Source organism: Bacillus sp. Root920 (assembly GCF_001429445.1).
Classification (GTDB): Bacteria; Bacillota; Bacilli; order Bacillales; family Bacillaceae; genus Bacillus; species Bacillus safensis.
This window is the reverse complement of the sequence record NZ_LMJV01000001.1, coordinates 532614-550235: the sequence shown is the minus strand read 5'-3', so window position 1 is coordinate 550235 and position 17622 is coordinate 532614. Positions and strand designations below refer to the sequence as shown.

The following is a 17622-nucleotide window of genomic DNA, read 5'->3' as shown; positions in this document are numbered from 1 at the left end:
TGACTCCCCCTATAAGTGGTCGTGGTATGTGTAAAAACCTCTCTTTGTCTTTTTGCCCAGCCAGCCTGCATTCACGTATTTTTTCAAAAGAGGACAAGGTCGATATTTGCTGTCTCCAAGTCCCTCGTGAAGGGTATTCATAATAAATAAACATGTATCCAGTCCGATGAAATCAGCTAGACGAAGCGGCCCCATTGGATGATTCATCCCAAGTGTCATCACGCCATCAATGCTTTCTGCATCTGCTACGCCTTCATATAGGGTGTAAATGGCTTCATTGATCATTGGCATCAATATGCGATTTGATACAAACCCTGGGAAATCTTCCACTTCAATTGGGGTTTTGTTTAATGTCTTCGCTGTTTCATAAACAACTTGATATGTGTCATCACTTGTTTGCAGCGCTCGAATGACTTCAACCAGTTTCATGACAGGAACCGGATTCATAAAATGCATGCCAATCACTTTCTCCGGTCTGCTCGTCACAGCTGCTAATTCTGTGATCGACAAGGAAGACGTGTTTGTCGCAAATATGGCCTCAGCCTCTGCAAATTGATCAAGTGTTTCAAAGATTTGTTTTTTCACACTCATTTGTTCTGATGCGGCTTCTATGACTAAATGAGCCTGTTGCATGTCTTTTAAATCTGTGGAAACGGCAAGCCGTTGCGTAATATCTCGGACTGCCTGATGTGCCAGCTTTCCTTTTTCTGCCCGCTTCGTCAGTTGTTTGGTCATGGAGGAAATCGCTCGATGAATCTGCTTTTCTGATACATCATGGAGCAGGACTGTATAGCCTGACTGAGCAAACACTTGGGCAATGCCTGATCCCATTTGACCAGCCCCAACGACCATAACGGTCTCTTCTATACTCATCAATAAACGCCTCCCTTTTCATCTACCTTTATCATGATGGCATCTCCTTGACCGCCTCCGCTGCAAATCGCCGCAATGCCAATGCCTCCGCCTCTTTGTCTTAATGCATGAATCAATGTCAATATGACGCGTGTTCCGCTTGCCCCAATCGGATGACCGAGTGCGACAGCCCCCCCGTTGATATTCATTTTCCGCCGGTCGATCCCGGTTATTTTTTCACATGCCAAAGCCACAGCTGAAAAGGCCTCATTGATTTCAAACAAATCAATATCCTCTAGGCGCTTTCCTGTTTTCTTTAAAAGCTTCTCGATAGCAAAGGCTGGTGTTTTCGGAAAATCCTTCGCCTCTACAGCAACCTGAGCATGACCGAGAACAACTGCCATTGGCTTTACGTCATGCCGTGCAGCATACGTGTCTTTCATTAAAAGGAGCGCACTTGCACCATCATTGACACCTGGTGCATTTCCAGCGGTGATGGTCCCCTTCTGATCAAATACAGGCATGAGCTTAGACAGCCGTTCATATGACGTATCACGCCGCGGAGACTCATCTTCTGTGATCAGCCGTTCTCCCGTTTTTATTTTGACGGTGACGGGGGTGATTTCATGTTGAAAAAAGCCGTTTTTTTGCGCTTCGATGGCCCGTTCATGACTTCTGAGCGCCCACAGATCCTGCTCTTCGCGCGTGATGCCGAGCTCCTTTGCAGCCATACTTCCATACTCACCCATATGAACGCCTGTAAACGAACAGGTTAACCCATCTAAAATCATCGCATCTTGTACTGCACCATCTCCCATTTTGTAGCCCCATCGCGCTTTTTTTAGCAGATAAGGAGCGTGAGACATAGATTCCATACCGCCCGCTGCGATGACCTCAGCATCTCCGGCTCGAATGATTTGATCTGCCGTGCTCACACTGCGCATTCCGGATGCACAGACTTTATTGATGGTTTGTGTTGGAACAGACCAAGGAAGATCAGCATACCTTGTTGCTTGCCTTGAAGGAATCTGCCCTTGCCCTCCTTGTAACACACATCCCATGATGACCTCATCTATTTCATGAGAACCCGAAACTCTTTCCAGTGCAGCCTTGATCGCTATACCGCCTAGTTCTGCGGCAGTCAAACCACTGAGAGCACCGCCTAGTTTTCCAAATGGTGTTCTTGCTCCAGATACAATGACCGTCGTACTCATATATGCCCCTCCCCGTTTGTTACCGCTTACATATCATTTAGGCAGCTGATGAAACAGCGCCATGGATAAGCCGATGAACATCCTATTCATCGGCCTGTCATGTTTACGACACCTGCTTTCCAGGCTCACCAAACACTGATTTTTCAAGAAGTTCGGCGACATCAAATGTGCCTACCTGCTCCTCTACTTCCTTCGCCTTCGTCCCATCTCCCAGCATCGTTAAGCAATAAGGACACCCTGAGCTGATGATGGACGGCTGTACCTGTAACGCCTGCTCCGTTCGTGCAGTGTTAATCCGGGTACCCGTCTCTTCTTCCATCCACATTAAGCCCCCGCCTGCTCCGCAGCACATACCAGTTTCACGGTTGCGCTCCATTTCTTTCAGCGTCACACCAGGAATGGCTTTTAAAATGTCTCTTGGTGGGTCGTACACTTCGTTATATCTGCCTAGGTAGCAAGAGTCGTGGAAGGTAATCACTTCGTTTACTTCATGTACAGGTGTTATTTTCCCTTCTTTCACTAACTCTGCCAGTAATTCTGTATGATGATACACTTCTGCCTCAAGTCCGAAGTCTGGATATTCATTTTTAAATAAGTTATAGGCGTGTGGATCAATCGTGACGATCTTTGTAACGCCGTTTTTCTGGAATTCTTCAATGTTTTTTGCAGCAAGCTCTTGGAATAAAAATTCGTTTCCGAGTCTTCTTGGTGTATCACCTGAGTTCTTCTCTTTATTGCCTAAGATCGCAAAGGAGACCCCAGCTTCATTGAGTAGCTTCGCAAAGGCAAGCGCAATCTTTTGGCTTCGATTGTCATAAGCCCCCATTGAACCAACCCAGAATAAATAATCAAAAGTTTGCTCTGCTTTTTTCAGCTCTTTCACTGTCGGCACATGCACATCTTCTCTCAGTTCACGCCAATTTTCTCTTTCTTTCCGGTTCAGCCCCCACGGATTCCCTTGGCGCTCAATGCTTGTCATGGCACGCTGTGCATCTGCGTCCATTTTCCCTTCAGTCAAGACAAGATATCTACGCATATCAATAATCTTATCAACGTGTTCATTCATGACAGGGCATTGGTCTTCACAGTTTCGGCACGTCGTACATGCCCAGATTTCTTCTTCTGTAATGACCTCTCCAATAAGAGAAGGATGATATATAGAGCTGGCAGCCGATTCTTCCGCACCTGCTCCTCTCGCCTGCAGTGCCAGCTGGTTTCCTGTAGTCTGCTTGAAGGCAAGCTGCGGGACCCAAGGTGTCTTTGATGTAATAGCGGCCCCTTTATTGGTTAAATGATCTCTTAACCTTAATATCAAATCCATCGGAGACAGCATCTTCCCTGTCCCTGTTGCCGGGCACATATTCGTGCAGCGCCCGCATTCCACACAAGCGTAAAGATCGATGAGCTGAGACTGACGGAAGTCTTCTATTTTCCCCACACCGAAGGTCTCTTGTGCCTCATCTTCAAAATCGATTTTTTGCAGCTTGCCTGGCGGGTCTAATCTGCTGACAAATACGTTCACAGGCCCTGCAATCAGATGGGCGTGCTTTGACTGCGGAACATATACTAAGAATGTCAGCAAAATAAGAAGATGCACCCACCATGCGGCATAAAAAACAATCGCAGCCGCAAGAGGTGAAATTCCGCCCAGCAAGAAAGCAATACCAGAAGCGATTGGCTCAGTTGGTGATAGAGAGTGTCCATGCCAAATGATGTTCATGCCGTTCCCAAGTAAGACTGTCAGCATTAAGCCGCCAATAAATAAAAGCACTAGACCCGATTTGAAGCCGCGTTTTAAACGGACAAGCTTCTCCACGTATCTTCTATGGAAAGCCCATACAACGGCCACTAAAATGAGAAGTGTGACCACCTCTTGGAAAAACGTAAAGACGCCGTACACCGGACCTAAAGGAAGCCCGCTGTCTGGAATAAGCCCCTTCAGAATAAAATCAAGGGCTCCGAACTGTACGAGGATAAATCCGTAGAAAAACAGCACATGAATGATACCGCTCTTCTTGTCCTTTAACAGCTTCTTTTGCCCAAATACATTGACCCAAACACGCTCTAAGCGTTTCTTCATGTCTTGTTGAAACTCTTCTTTTTTACCAAGACGAATATACGCCGCTCGTGTTCGAATGAGATAAACAAACAAATACACTGCGTAAGCGGTCACCGCCGCAAATGCGATCAAGTTGATAATTAAAAGGCTATTCATCTTGCTCCCCCTTTCATTCCCCAAAACCCACTTTGTTCCGTTTCCATGTTGTACCTCTATCATAAATAATGAATGAGTATTCAGTCAATATTTTTTACACGTTTGGGTACACTATTGAAATATGCAAAAAAGGAGGAAGTTTCATGATCGCATTGATCATCCTACTCGTACTCATTGCCATCGTTTTGCTCGTGATGTTAGACCTTTATATGGGGAGGAAATATTTTTCTACTCACGCATTTGAACGGTCTTTTGACCAAACAAGCGGCGATGCCGCCTTTTATCATGATGGCGAACCATTTTTCGATCAGCTGCTTACCGATATACAGCAGGCCTCTTCTTCTATTCATATGATGTTCTTTATTGTAAAGAACGACAAGATTGGTCAAAGGGTCTTACAAGCCTTGAAAGCCAAAGCGGAGCAAGGAGTTTCCGTCTTTTTGCTGACCGACCGATTAGGCTCCTATCCGTTTGATCAAAAGGCGATTGACATGCTAGAAAGAAGCGGGATTCAATTTTACTTTTTAAATAAGCCTCGTTTTCCTTTTTTGATTTACCGTCTAAACATGAGAAATCACCGTAAAATTACGGTGATTGATGGGAAAATTGGCTATATTGGCGGATTTAATATAGGCGATGAATATGTTGGGAAGAAAGGCCGGTTTGGCATTTGGAAGGATTATCATTTGCGGATGACCGGACAGGTTGTCGCAGATCTCCAGCATGTGTTTCTGAATGATTTGTACCGTTCGTCTGGCATTCATCAGCTGCAATATGAGGTTTTCCCTGCATTGGAACCGGGAACATTACAATGCACAACACGCGCGACTGCCGGCTTTTCTTTAGAAGCTTTATTTCTCCAAGATATTCAGCAGGCGAGGAAACAGATCATCATCTGTACGCCTTATTTTATTCCATCAGCCCCTCTTCTAAAGGCGCTGCTTGATGCACGAAAGCGGGGCGTCACAGTTGAAATCATCATTCCAATGAAAGCGGATCATCCACTTGTCAAAGAGGCTGGCTTTCATTATTTGAAGGACCTCATTGCCTCTGGATGTCTTGTTTATCGTTTTTATAAAGGGTTTTATCATTCGAAAGCCATTTTGATTGATCACAGCCGCTGTATGATCAGTACCGCGAATTTTGATAAACGCAGCTTGTTTTTAAACGAAGAAGTAGATGTAGCCATTGATGATCCCGCTTTTACTGCACACGTAGAAGAAAAGATTCGGGAGCATATGGAGGTTTCTGAGATCTTGACAGAAGAAACATTGTCAAAGCGCCCGCTTTTCACTCGGCCGCTTGAGTGGGTTGCCGCCATGTTCTCGTATTTTTTATAAAGGAGATGACCTATGCGTTATCGATTTGGTTATGTATCCAATGCCGTCACCTTGTGGGAAGCTTCTCCTGCCAAGTCGCTGACCTTTGCTAGATACAGCAAGCTGGCTAAGGGAGAAAGAAAAGAGGCTTTATTGCGAACAACGAAGGCCAATCTCGTGAATACATTAAGAACGCTTTATTTCGCCATTGCTCATGATATCCCGCTTTACCGTTTTTCAAGCTCGATCGTCCCGCTCGCGACCCATCCAGAGGTGCGCTGGGACTTTGTGACACCTTTTCACAAAGAATTTCTTGAGATCGGCAAGCTGGTGAAACGGCACGGCTTACGGGTCAGCTTTCACCCCAATCAATTCACCTTGTTTACTAGCCCCAAACCTTCCATTACAGAAAATGCCGTCATCGATATGACGTACCATTATCAGATGCTTGAGGCGATGAAGCTCGATAAGGAAGGCTACATGAACATTCATGTAGGCGGGGCGTACGGCGATAAAGAATCGGCTCTTCAACGCTTTGATGAAAATATCAAACAGCTTCCAGCTCATATCAAAGCGAGAATGACACTTGAGAACGATGACAAAACATATACGTCGCTCGAAACGCTTAGTGTATGTGAAAAGCATGATATTCCGTTTGTTTTTGATTACCATCATCACGTGGCAAATAAAGATGACGATGCCGCACTCGATGACATCCTGCCAAGAATGTTCGTCACGTGGATAAACACTGGCATTCCGCCCAAAATCCATTTGTCTTCACCTAAATCAGAAAAAGCTATACGCAGTCATGCAGATGGAGTAGATATGAATTTTGTCTTACCGCTTTTTCAAGCATTAAAACCGTATGGCCTGGATGTAGATTTCATGATTGAAGCAAAATTAAAGGATCAGGCTCTGCTCCGTCTAGTCGAAGAGCTGTCTGCGATAAGGGGCAATCGGCGGACGGGCGGAGGAACCATTGAGTGGAAATCATAAAGAAAGGTTTACCTTTGTGCAAATGGGGGTAACAAAGCTATTGTGAGAAAGTAATTAACAGGAGGATATGAAGATGTCTCAAATCTATTCAATCCGAATCGCTGCGAAAGCGTTGAATTTACATAAGCTTATTTCTCTTTATGAAAAGTGCCAGCAGGCTCAGCATCGTATATATGTGTATTCTAAAAAAACAATGTGTAGCATTAAGAACATCGTAGAGCTTGAAACCTTCAGGCTCACTCATTTAGAGTCTGACTACTTAATTGTCGTAGAGGGGAAAAAAGCGCAAGACCTCCTAAGGCCATTTGAAAAAGAGAAGGTTTCATAAAGAAGAGCAGCCACGGGCTGCTCTTTCAGATTGGTTGACAAAGGGCTAAAATGATGTTGATTTTAGCCCTTTGTCTTCTTTTCAGCGTGATAGTAAACCTTTGCAGCCTAGGAAGGACGAGTACCGGCGCGGAGCGAATTTGACATTCGTGAGCACCGGCACGCAGGCCTGACACAGAATGCGAGGGTTTGTCTACATGCTGGGAGAGCAGCCGCGGGCTGCTCTTTTGCTATATCCACTCTTTTGTTAACCAAACTTGTTTGGAGGATGCATCCATTTTCACTTGTGCCCCGATTGGCATCGTAAGCATTGGGTGCGTATGGGCACAGTCAAAATCAGCGATGAGTGGTCTTTTTGTCTCTCCGAGCACCTCAAGTAAAATCTCGTAAGGTTCTTTGCCCGTTCCTTCATCATCAAACAGCTCATGTTTTCCTAAAAGAATCCCTGATACCCGTTCAAACACTCCATTTACTTTCAATAAAGAGAAGTTCTTTTCTACAACTGACGCGGTTTTCATACAATCTTCAATGAGAAGGATGTCTCCGTTTTTCACCGCTGGCATGAATTCACTTCCCCATATGCCGTACATCGCATTCAAGTTTCCGCCGATCAATCTGCCTTCTGCCTGTCCCTCTATGGCGCACAGCCAATCATTCGGACGCTGTTTTTTGTCACGCGTCTTCTCTTCCCAATTGATTCGTTCATCTGTCCAAAAAGGCGGTTTTTCAATCTGATAAGGAATGGTTTGTTGGGACATCAGGATGTCCTCAAATGACTGATATGTATTATTAACAAACGGTTCAAACTCGCCAAAAGAAGGAACAAGCGCCGGCCCGTAGAAAACAGTCAGTCCCGTTTTTTCGTACGCCGCTAGTAGAATCGCTGTCGCATCTGAATAACCGATCATGATTTTCGGATGTTGTTTCAGCAGGTCAAAATTAAGATAAGGCAGCAAACTATTTGAATTCGTCCCGCCAATCATTGACATGATGCACGCCAAGTCCTCTCTAGCCATCAGCTCATTCAGCTCATCTGCTCGTTCTTGAATTGTACCTGAACGATAGTAATCCTCTTTCCCTGTTAATGATCCTGGAACCACAATGAATCCTTTTTGCTCAAGCCACTTCTTCGCCCGCTCATACCTAAGAGGCGAGGTCGCTGATGCAGGACTAGAAGGTGAAAAAATACCGATCTTATCGCCCTTTTGTAATCGCCGAAGCCCCTTCATTCCATCAGATCCTTCCTACAAACGTTTTTTCTATCCTAACAAAAAAAGCCCTTTATCAAAAGGGCTCAGATTGTTTTTCATTCAGCGTGATAGAAAACCTTTGCAGCCCTAGGAAGGACGAGTACCGGAGCGGAGCGAATTGACATTCGTGAGCACCGGCACGCAGAACTGCGGGCGAATGCGAGGGTTTGTCTACGCGCTGATCAATGACCAAACTGCGCTTCATGCAGTCTGCTGTATACGCCGCCCATTTGAATGAGATCTTGGTGGCGGCCTTGTTCTTGGATGCCTTCCTCTGTCACGACGATGATACGGTCGGCGTGTTTAATTGTTGCCAAGCGGTGGGCAATGACGAGTGTTGTCCTGCCGACAGCCAGTTCGCTTAGTGCATCTTGTATGGCTTTTTCTGTTTCTGTATCAAGTGCTGATGTGGCTTCATCTAAAATAAGAATCGAAGGATTTTTTAGGAACATCCGCGCAATTGACAAGCGCTGCTTTTGACCGCCTGACAATTTGACGCCGCGCTCGCCTATCACCGTATTTAATCCTTCTGGGAAACGCTGAACGAGTTCCTCTAAATGCGCACGACGTACAGCCTCCCAAATCTCTGCATCGCTGGCTTCTAGGTTGCCGTACGCAATGTTTTCACGAATGGTGCCTGAGAATAAAAAGACATCCTGCTGCACAATGCCGATCTGCTGTCTTAAAGAAGACAGGGTCATCGATTTTGTACTCACACCATCAATTGTAATCTCCCCTTCATCCACATCATAAAAACGTGGCAGCAGGCTGCAAATCGTCGATTTCCCGGCTCCTGAAGGCCCGACAAACGCAACAGTTTCTCCTTGTTTGATTTTCAGATCGATGTCCTTTAACACATGGCTGTGCTCATCGTAGCCAAATGTCACGTTTCGATATTCAATTTCACCTTTCAATCCGAATACATCACGAGCTCCTTCTGTATCCTTCACATCTGGCTCTGTTTCAAGTAAGTCGACATAGCTTTTAAAGCCCGCAATTCCTTTTGGATACATTTCAATCACCGTGTTGATCTTATCAATCGGTCTGAATAAGACGTTTGTAATTAGAACAAACGCGATAAATCCACCTGCCGTTAATTGACCCTGCAAAACAAACCATGTCCCTGCTAGAAGGACAAACAGTGTCACAAGACGGGTGAGAATGTAACTGATTGAGCCGTTAACCGACATGATTTTATATGAAAGAAGCTTCGCTTTCCGAAAGCGGTTGTTGTTTTCAGCAAAACGCTTTTTCTCGAAATGTTCGTTGGCAAAGGCTTGAACAAGACGAATGCCGCCAATATTGTTTTCTACCCTTGCATGAAAGTCTCCAATGTCATTGTTTAACTGCGTAATCGCATGTGTCATTTTCTTATTAAAATGAAGGGCAAGCCAGATGATGACAGGCATAATCAGGAAGGTTAAAACGGCAAGCTGCCAGTTAATCATCAGCATGACAGCAAAGGCGCCAAGAATCGTCATAATCGCAATAAACAAATCCTCAGGTCCGTGATGAGCTACCTCACCAATGTACATGAGGTCATTTGTCATCCGAGACATAAGCTTACCCGTTTTGTTGTTATCAAAGAACTTAAATGAGAGACGCTGAAAATGATCAAACAGCTTCTTCCTCATATCTGTTTCAATATTGATACCTAACATGTGCCCCCAGTACGACACAATAAACTGCATAACCGAGCTGAGTGCATAAATGATAAACAGAGCAAGTGCGGTCCAGGCAATGACCGTCCAATTCCCTGTTGGTAATAATGTATCAATGAAGTAGTTCACGATCAGCGGGAAACCAAGTTCCATCAATCCAACTGCGACGGCGCAAAAGAAATCTAAAAAGAACAGACCGCGATAGGGCCTGTAATAGGCGAAAAAGCGTTTTAGCATATGTAAAAGAACCTCATTCCCTCTATAATTGATAATCATTTTCAATTATAGAGCAATCCTCTTCAAAATACTAGATCAGGAAATGATTTCTTTGACTGGAAATCCTCATAATACGCCAGAAAACAACCGGGCAAATGATTCCTTCAACCGCTCTTTTAAGCCTCTTTTATAAAAATGAACAGGACCCATTTGTTCACATTCCTTCATATCTTCCTCATAGTGAGCCATCAATTGCTCAATTGGCTTTTTGGCGGCTGTAAAGACATTGACCTCAAAATTGAGCTGAAAGCTTCTCATATCGACATTCGCGGTGCCGACAGAGGCGAGTTCTCCATCTGCGATCATCACCTTTTGATGCATAAACCCTTTTTGATAGTGATACACCTTGATGCCCTCTTTTAGAAGCTCAGAAAAATAGGATCGTGTGGCATATTGCGTGAGAAATCCGTCATTGATCTCCGGTACCATCACCCGCACATCCACCCCTCTTGTGGCAGCGATTTTGAGCGCAGTGCGAATCGATTCGTTTGGTACAAAGTAAGGTGTGGCAATCCAGACAAATTGTTTCGCATTAGAAATGAGGGCATCATATAAATCACTCATACTTTCTTTCATATCAGGTCCAGTTGGTACAACCTGAATGACATCCTCGCCTGTCACAGAATGCGGCGTATGATACTTCGGATCATCAATTAATACTTCATCTGATACATACTCCCAGTCCAGCATAAAAACGGAGTGAAGGGTCTGAACAGCCTCACCCTTTAACATGGCATGCGTATCACGCCAAAAGCCGATCTTTTCATCCCGTCCTACGTATTCCTTGCCGACATTTAACCCGCCGACAAACCCTGTCTCTCCATCAATAATGACGATTTTTCGGTGATTTCGAAAATTGAATTTTTGATTAAAGAATCCATATTTTAAAGGCAGAAAAGGAGCGACCTTGACCCCTGCCTGCTTCAAGCGTTTAATATCTTTTCGGGAGAAGCGGATGCTGCCTGCCGCATCATATATGAAGCGGACCTCTACCCCTTCTTTCACTTTTTCAATCAAAATCTCCATCATCCGGTGGCCAAGGAAATCAGATTTGAACATGTAATATTCAATATGAATGAACGATTTTGCCTTTTTTAACTCTTCAAAAATTCGGGGAAACGTCTCCTCCCCATTCTTTAAAATCTCCATATCACTATTTGTATTCACATGCATGCCTGTTGCTTTTTCTGTGTAATGAAAAAAAGCACGCTGATTATCGGTTAAACGTGACTCATTCGGCTTACTCTCAAGCTCAGAGATTCTGCGTAATTTCTCGCGGTTATACATTCTCTTTGATTTGAATAAATGACCCTTTACATAGAGCTGCCCTGAGAACAGATAGAACATATAGCCAATGATCGGGAAAAAAATCAGCACATATATCCATAACAGCGTGTGCTGTGATGTACGGTTCTCCAGCATGAGTGAGATGATACTAAATAAAATAATGGCGATATAAATCGCTGCGTACAGCTGAACGCTCCACGCCGGCACAGTCCACCAATACACCACATATGCCCCGAAGATCATAAAATATAAAAATAAAAATTCCAGTCTTCTCTTTTTCACATTCTCCGCCCTCATTCTGTCTTTTTCTCTTCCATACCCTTTACACAGCTTGTATGAAACGCACGACCCATTCCTTTTTCCTAGCCTTTACAGACTTGCGCTATTTGATCCGATATAATGGAGAAATACGTGATGGAAAGGAAGATTTGTTTATGCATACACCCCCACCTTTAAAAAAAGGCAGCCATATTCGTGTCATTGCCCCAAGCCGAAGTGCCAGCATTTTATCAAAAGAAGGAATTTCTCAAGCGAAAAAACGTCTGGAGTCTTTAGGGTTCACTGTCTCTTTTGGACAGCACGTCTTTGAATGTGACCTTCATTCCTCATCGTCTATTGAACACCGCTTGTCTGATCTGCATGAGGCGTTCACAGATGATGAGGTCGATGGTATTTTGACAGCCATCGGAGGCTTCAACTGCAATGAGCTTTTGCCTTATATTGATTACGACTTGATCCGACAGCATCCTAAAGTCCTTTGCGGCTATAGTGACATTACAGCACTTGCAAGCGCCATTACAGCGAAATGTGATATGGTAACATATTCTGGCCCCCATTTCTCAAGCTTTCAAATGGAGCAGGGACAGGAGGAGCAGACCGCTATGTTTCAAGCTTGCTTGATGAACGGAGGCGAACCGTTTGATGTGATTCCTTCAACAAAATGGAGTGATGACGCGTGGTATCTCGATCAAGCGAACAGGCAGTTTCATCCGACGAGTTGGAAAATATATCAGGAAGGAACAGCTGAAGGCACCTTGTTTGGCGGAAACCTTTGTACACTGAACTTACTGCAAGGAACTTCGTTTATGCCGAATGTAAAGGATGCGGTCTTATTTGTCGAGGATGATGAGCTGGTGTTCCCTGAAATGTTCGCGAGAGACCTTACCTCCTTCTTGCAGCATGCACAATCAATCAAAGGATTGATCATCGGACGCTTTCAGAAGAAATCCAAGATGACAGAGGAACATTTAAGATTTATCCTAGATAAGCACCCAATGCTCAAACAAATCCCAGTGATTTACGATGTCGATATCGGACATACACAGCCCGTCTTCACCCTCCCGATTGGCGGAAACGTTCAGCTAGCGTGTACAAATGGAGACGTGAAGCTGCGCATTCATTCATGACTAAAGGCCAAAAAGCACCCGAATAGGCGGTGCTTTTTTCTATGCCGCCATCTTTTTTGAAATTTTTTTAGAAAAAGTGATCCAACCCTCCATCCCCTTCGTTAAGTAGATGTAAAAAGAAAAGAGAGGAGGCAAAAATATGTTTTCTGATGTACTTAGCCAATTATTCGATTCTATTTCTAACATGATTAATACGCTTGGATAATTTTCAAAACCCGCTATCTCTTGAGGATAGCGGGTTTTTTATACGAAAAAGCCCCACTCATTCAATAGAGTGGGGCTTTCTTTCATTTCATTACATCTTTTCCGGTGCCGATACACCAATTAGTTTTAATGCATTAGCAAGCGTGATTTGTGTTGCTTTCATGAGTGAAAGACGTGCTGTTGTTTTTGTTTCGTTTTCTGCGTCAATGACCTTCTCGGCATTGTAGAAGCTGTGAAGGGCTGATGCAAGGTCATAAATATAGTTCGTCACGCGGTGCGGAATACGCTTTTCAGCTGCTTCTGCTACAACTTCTGGGAAGCTGCCAATGATTTTCAGAAGATCGTATTCTTTTTCCGATTGAATGTGAGAGAAATCGGCTTTTTCAAGGTTAGGTTCGTAGCCTTTTTCTTCTCCTTGACGCAGCATGCTGCAAATTCTCGCATGCGCATATTGTGCATAGTACACAGGGTTTTCGTTAGACGTAGAAATCGCTAAGTCTAGGTCAAAGTCCATATGTGTCGCCGCACTTCTCATCGCAAAGAAATAACGAGTCGCATCTAAGCCGACTTCTTCAATCAGATCACGCATTGTGACGGCTTTTCCTGTACGCTTACTCATCTTCATCTTTTCGCCGTTTTTGTAAAGATGCACAAGCTGAATGATTTCTACTTCCAGTTTGTCAGCTGGATATCCAAGTGCTTGGATCGCCGCTTTCATCCGAGGAATATAGCCGTGATGGTCCGCTCCCCAAATGTTAATGAGCTGGTCAAAGCCTCTGTCCAATTTGTCTTTATGATATGCAATGTCTGGAAGCAGGTAAGTGAAGCTGCCGTCTTTTTTAATCAGCACACGGTCCTTATCATCACCAAAATCAGTTGAACGCAGCCATGTTGCGCCGTCTTCTTCAAAGACATAGCCTTTAGCGCGAAGTGTTTCCAGCGCTGGTTCGATTTTTCCGTTTTCATATAAAGAGGTTTCTGAATACCATACATCAAATGGCACACGGAAATTCTCAAGGTCTACACGTAATTTTTCTAATTCGTATTTCAATCCGTATTCACGGAAGAACTTCATACGCTCTTCTTCCGGCTCATGCACGAAACGGTCACCAAATTCATCCGCAAGCTTTTGTCCGATGCCTTTGATGTCTTCTCCTCTGTAGCCGTCTTCAGGCATTTCTTTTTCAAGACCGAGTGCCTCAAAATAACGTACTTCTACAGATAAAGCGAGGTTATTGATTTGATTCCCTGCATCGTTGATATAGTATTCACGGCTCACATCGAACCCTGCTTTATCAAGGATGTTGCAAAGGGAATCTCCTACAGCTGCTCCGCGGGCATGTCCAAGGTGAAGGTCACCTGTTGGGTTGGCTGAGACGAATTCGACTTGCACCTTTTGACCGCCGCCTGTATTCGTTTCACCATAAGCTTCTTTTGCTTCAAGAACAGCTGGAATCAGCTTTGTTAAATACTGATTGTTCATATAAAAGTTAATGAACCCTGGACCTGCGATATCCAGTTTTTCAATGGAAGCTTTCCCTTTATCAAACGCATTGACGATGTCTTCTGCGATTTGACGAGGTGCTTTTTTCGCAATGCGAGCAAGCTGCATCGCCATGTTGGTCGAGTAATCACCGTGAGTTTTGTCTTTCGGCACTTCTAAAAGGACATCTGGCACCTGGCTTTCATCGGCAAGTCCAGCTTTGACGACTGCCGCTATGATTTCTTCTTTTAACGCATCTTTGACCTGTTCTGCGATATTCATGAACGTAAATCCTCCTTATACGAAATCGATAATGTATGTAAATGCTTTTGATCTTCTCCTGTCAGCATATCGTACGTAATGTGCAGCAGTCCCTTGTCCACATCGAGATCAATACCATGTGTGTGCACATCTAGCTGAAGTGTACCGAATGGCATCGTGTAATGTGTGACGGTCGTTTCTCCAATGAGAAAGCGCTGCTTCATTTGAATAGCCCCTGATCTCATCACAAAAATTCCTTTTTCACTCATTTTCACAACGGTTTTTACTTGACCCATTTCATGTTCTTCATGGTAAGTGAGATACGTTTTGTCATTCTTCTCTTGGTACGTTCCAGTCGTGCGGAATTCGATCGTTTCAGCCGGCTCCGTCTCTGGTTTCATCACTGACTTTACATGAATTGAAATTTGGTTTTGTGTCATTTTGCACTTCCTTTGCTAAGACCCGTTTAACTAAAATAGTATACCATAATCATGATCGCCTATCATACCATCATTTCTCTTCTTCACGGCGATTAAACTTCGTTTTTCATCTTCAGCCATCCCTTTAGAAAAAAAGAAAAATACAACTAACCACTACAACAAGTGCAGCCTTTACACCTAAGTCTTTTCTTTTCATTAAGTAAAAAAGAGCCTGTATGCCTGAACTTGCCAAAAATGCCTGAAAAAAATCAAATGGTGCGATTTGATCCTTTTTAAATACTACCTGCATGAATAACGCAATGGCCGTCAGATAGAAAAAGCCTCGATCGTGAAACAGCCCCAGCATCTCTTCCTTTGCTTCCTTTTTCGAAGCAAAAACAGGCGGATCAGCTGCGAGCTCTCGTTTCAGTGTGAGAAAGCCTGCCGCTAACACACATAAAGCGAGGAACACCATCAATATTGAAGAAAACATGAGCTGCCTCCTTTATTTTTTGACCAATGTAAAAAAAGAGCTTGTCCATATGAGATGACAAGCTCCTCTATCAACTGATTATTTCACAAATCCAAGCAGCATTTCGCGTAAAAGCTTACTCGCTGTATTCGCTGTTTGGTCAGAGTGATCATATACAGGTGCTACCTCGACTAGGTCTGCCCCGACGACTTTGACGTCAGATCCTGCAATCGCATGAATGGATGCAAGCAGCTCTTTTGATGTAATACCGCCAGCATCTACCGTTCCTGTACCAGGTGCATGAGCTGGGTCAAGTACATCAATATCGATCGTCACATATACTGGACGCCCTTTTAGCTTTGGCAATACTTGCTTCAATGGCTCCAGCACTTCAAATTTAGAAATATGCATACCCGCTTCTTTTGCCCATTCAAATTCTTCTTTCATTCCAGAACGGATACCGAAAGAAAATACATTTTCAGGTCCAATCAGTCCTGCAACTTTACGAATCGGTGTTGAATGTGAAAGCGGCTCACCCTCATATTCCTCACGAAGATCCGTATGTGCGTCCATATGGATAATTGCCAAATCAGGATATTTCTTATACATCGCACGGAAAACCGGCCAAGACACGAGATGCTCGCCGCCCATTCCTAATGGAAACTTTCCTTTTTCTAAAATGCTGTCGACATACTCTTCAATTAAATCTAAGCTCTTTTGTGCATTCCCAAAAGGAAGTGGGATGTCACCCGCATCGAAGAATGGCACCTCGTGCAGTTCACGATCTAAATAAGGGCTGTATTCCTCTAAACCGATCGATACTTCACGAATGCGGTTCGGACCGAAACGTGAACCTGGGCGGTAACTGACTGTCCAGTCCATCGGCATGCCGTATAAAATGACCTTTGCCTCTTCCCATGTCGGATGACTTCCAATAAACACTTTTCCTGAATAAGCCTCATCGAATCTCATGCAAGATTCCTCCTTTTACGCTTCAAAAAATGCGCAAACCGTCATTTGCGCATGTCCATTTCGCTTGATTTATTTGATTAAGTCGCTCACAAATTTCGGCAGAACGAATGCCGCTTTGTGCAATTCTTTTGTGTAATATTTCGTCTCAATATCAAAGAAACGGCTGTCTTCTACAGCAAGTGGATCATATTTTTTAGAACCGATGGTGAATGTCCAAAGACCGCTTGGATACGTTGGAATATTCGCTGTGTAAAGCTTTGTAATTGGGAAAATTTCTTTTACATCACGCTGTACATTTGTAATCAGCTCAGGTGTGAACCAAGGGTTGTCCGTTTGTGCAACGAAAATACCGTCTTCTTTGAGTGCTTTTGCAATTCCTGCGTAAAATCCTTTAGAGAACAGGTTCACGGCTGGTCCAACTGGCTCAGTAGAGTCAACCATGATGACATCATACTCGTTGTCAGCTTCAGCAATGTGCATAAAACCGTCTCCGACTTTGACATCTACACGAGGATCGTCTAGTTTTCCAGCGATAGAAGGAAGGAATTTCTTCGAGTATTCGATGACCTTTCCGTCAATATCAACAAGTGTCGCTTTTTTCACACTTGAGTGTTTGAGGATTTCACGAATGACACCGCCGTCTCCTCCGCCTACAACAAGAACATTTTCCGGGTTTGGATGAGTGAAAAGAGGAACATGTGCCACCATTTCGTGGTATACAAACTCATCTTTCTCAGACGTCATCACCATGCCGTCTAAAAACAGCATATTACCAAACTCTTCTGTTTCCACCATTTCTAAATGCTGAAAGTCTGTTTGTTCTGTGTGAAGGGTTTTGTTCACCTTCAATGTAATACCAAAATTCTTCGTTTGCTTCTCTGTATACCAAAGTTCGCTCATTGTTCATCTTCCTCTCATCCAATAATAAACAAACATCTATTGTTAGCGCCTTTTATCGGCTTTGACTATATCGATTGTCCAAGAAAAAAGTATAGTGGATTCATATCA

15 protein-coding genes are annotated in these 17622 nt (G+C 43.9%); 4 read left to right on the top strand and 11 right to left on the bottom strand.

The genetic code is table 11. The features are described 5' to 3' along the window. Positions 1-9 precede the first annotated feature (9 nt). The 3 genes from ASE42_RS02450 to ASE42_RS02440 all read right to left on the bottom strand — a co-directional run bounded on the left by ASE42_RS02450 (position 10) and on the right by ASE42_RS02440 (position 4281). The gene (locus ASE42_RS02450) at positions 10-873 is read right to left on the bottom strand and encodes a 3-hydroxybutyryl-CoA dehydrogenase (RefSeq protein WP_056765551.1); all 864 of its coding nucleotides are present in this window, start codon (positions 871-873) and stop codon (positions 10-12) included. Beyond that, positions 873-2066, bottom strand: a complete 1194-nt coding sequence (locus tag ASE42_RS02445) for an acetyl-CoA C-acetyltransferase (protein WP_056765548.1) — start codon at positions 2064-2066, stop codon at positions 873-875. Before ASE42_RS02445 ends, ASE42_RS02450 begins: the two co-directional genes overlap by 1 nt. Before the next feature lie 103 nt (positions 2067-2169). Next, a complete protein-coding gene (locus ASE42_RS02440; protein ID WP_056765546.1) occupies positions 2170-4281 on the bottom strand; it encodes a heterodisulfide reductase-related iron-sulfur binding cluster in 2112 nt (703 codons plus the stop codon). Positions 4282-4424: 143 nt separating this feature from the next. Here ASE42_RS02440 and cls (ASE42_RS02435) point away from each other — a divergent pair, with 143 nt between their 5' ends. The 3 genes from cls (ASE42_RS02435) to ASE42_RS02425 all read left to right on the top strand — a co-directional run bounded on the left by cls (ASE42_RS02435) (position 4425) and on the right by ASE42_RS02425 (position 6924). Further along, positions 4425-5621, top strand: a complete 1197-nt coding sequence (gene cls, locus ASE42_RS02435) for a cardiolipin synthase (protein WP_024423757.1) — start codon at positions 4425-4427, stop codon at positions 5619-5621. Positions 5622-5633: 12 nt separating this feature from the next. Beyond that, positions 5634-6596 carry a UV DNA damage repair endonuclease UvsE gene (gene uvsE, locus ASE42_RS02430; protein ID WP_056765545.1) on the top strand — a complete coding sequence of 321 codons (963 nt, stop codon included), beginning with the start codon at positions 5634-5636 and terminating at the stop codon, positions 6594-6596. A gap of 73 nt (positions 6597-6669) precedes the next feature. Beyond that, positions 6670-6924, top strand: coding sequence for a hypothetical protein (locus ASE42_RS02425; protein WP_056765544.1), 255 nt, complete (start codon positions 6670-6672; stop codon positions 6922-6924). Between the two features lie 229 nt (positions 6925-7153). Here the strand turns inward: ASE42_RS02425 and ASE42_RS02420 are convergent, their stop codons facing one another. From ASE42_RS02420 to cls (ASE42_RS02410), 3 genes are all read right to left on the bottom strand, one after another. After that, positions 7154-8152, bottom strand: a complete 999-nt coding sequence (locus ASE42_RS02420; RefSeq protein WP_056765543.1) for a S66 peptidase family protein — start codon at positions 8150-8152, stop codon at positions 7154-7156. A gap of 203 nt (positions 8153-8355) precedes the next feature. Next, positions 8356-10071, bottom strand: a complete 1716-nt coding sequence (locus ASE42_RS02415) for an ABC transporter ATP-binding protein (protein WP_056766823.1) — start codon at positions 10069-10071, stop codon at positions 8356-8358. Positions 10072-10176: 105 nt separating this feature from the next. Then, on the bottom strand, positions 10177-11694 hold the full coding sequence (cls, locus tag ASE42_RS02410; RefSeq protein WP_414730815.1) for a cardiolipin synthase: 1518 nt from the start codon (positions 11692-11694) through the stop codon (positions 10177-10179). A gap of 137 nt (positions 11695-11831) precedes the next feature. Here cls (ASE42_RS02410) and ASE42_RS02405 point away from each other — a divergent pair, with 137 nt between their 5' ends. Then, a complete protein-coding gene (locus tag ASE42_RS02405; protein ID WP_056765541.1) occupies positions 11832-12803 on the top strand; it encodes a S66 peptidase family protein in 972 nt (323 codons plus the stop codon). Between the two features lie 295 nt (positions 12804-13098). Here the strand turns inward: ASE42_RS02405 and argS are convergent, their stop codons facing one another. The 5 genes from argS to speE form a co-directional block, all read right to left on the bottom strand. Further along, positions 13099-14772: an arginine--tRNA ligase gene (argS, locus tag ASE42_RS02400; protein ID WP_034281247.1), complete on the bottom strand. Its 1674-nt coding sequence runs from the start codon at positions 14770-14772 to the stop codon at positions 13099-13101. Beyond that, on the bottom strand, positions 14769-15191 hold the full coding sequence (locus ASE42_RS02395; RefSeq protein WP_056765538.1) for a DUF1934 domain-containing protein: 423 nt from the start codon (positions 15189-15191) through the stop codon (positions 14769-14771). Before ASE42_RS02395 ends, argS begins: the two co-directional genes overlap by 4 nt. 124 nt (positions 15192-15315) lie before the next feature. Beyond that, positions 15316-15663, bottom strand: a complete 348-nt coding sequence (locus ASE42_RS02390) for a hypothetical protein (protein WP_056765535.1) — start codon at positions 15661-15663, stop codon at positions 15316-15318. Between the two features lie 78 nt (positions 15664-15741). Beyond that, positions 15742-16614: an agmatinase gene (gene speB, locus ASE42_RS02385; protein WP_056765532.1), complete on the bottom strand. Its 873-nt coding sequence runs from the start codon at positions 16612-16614 to the stop codon at positions 15742-15744. Between the two features lie 69 nt (positions 16615-16683). Then, the gene (gene speE, locus ASE42_RS02380) at positions 16684-17514 is read right to left on the bottom strand and encodes a spermidine synthase (protein ID WP_056765530.1); all 831 of its coding nucleotides are present in this window, start codon (positions 17512-17514) and stop codon (positions 16684-16686) included. Between the last annotated feature and the right edge of the window lie 108 nt (positions 17515-17622).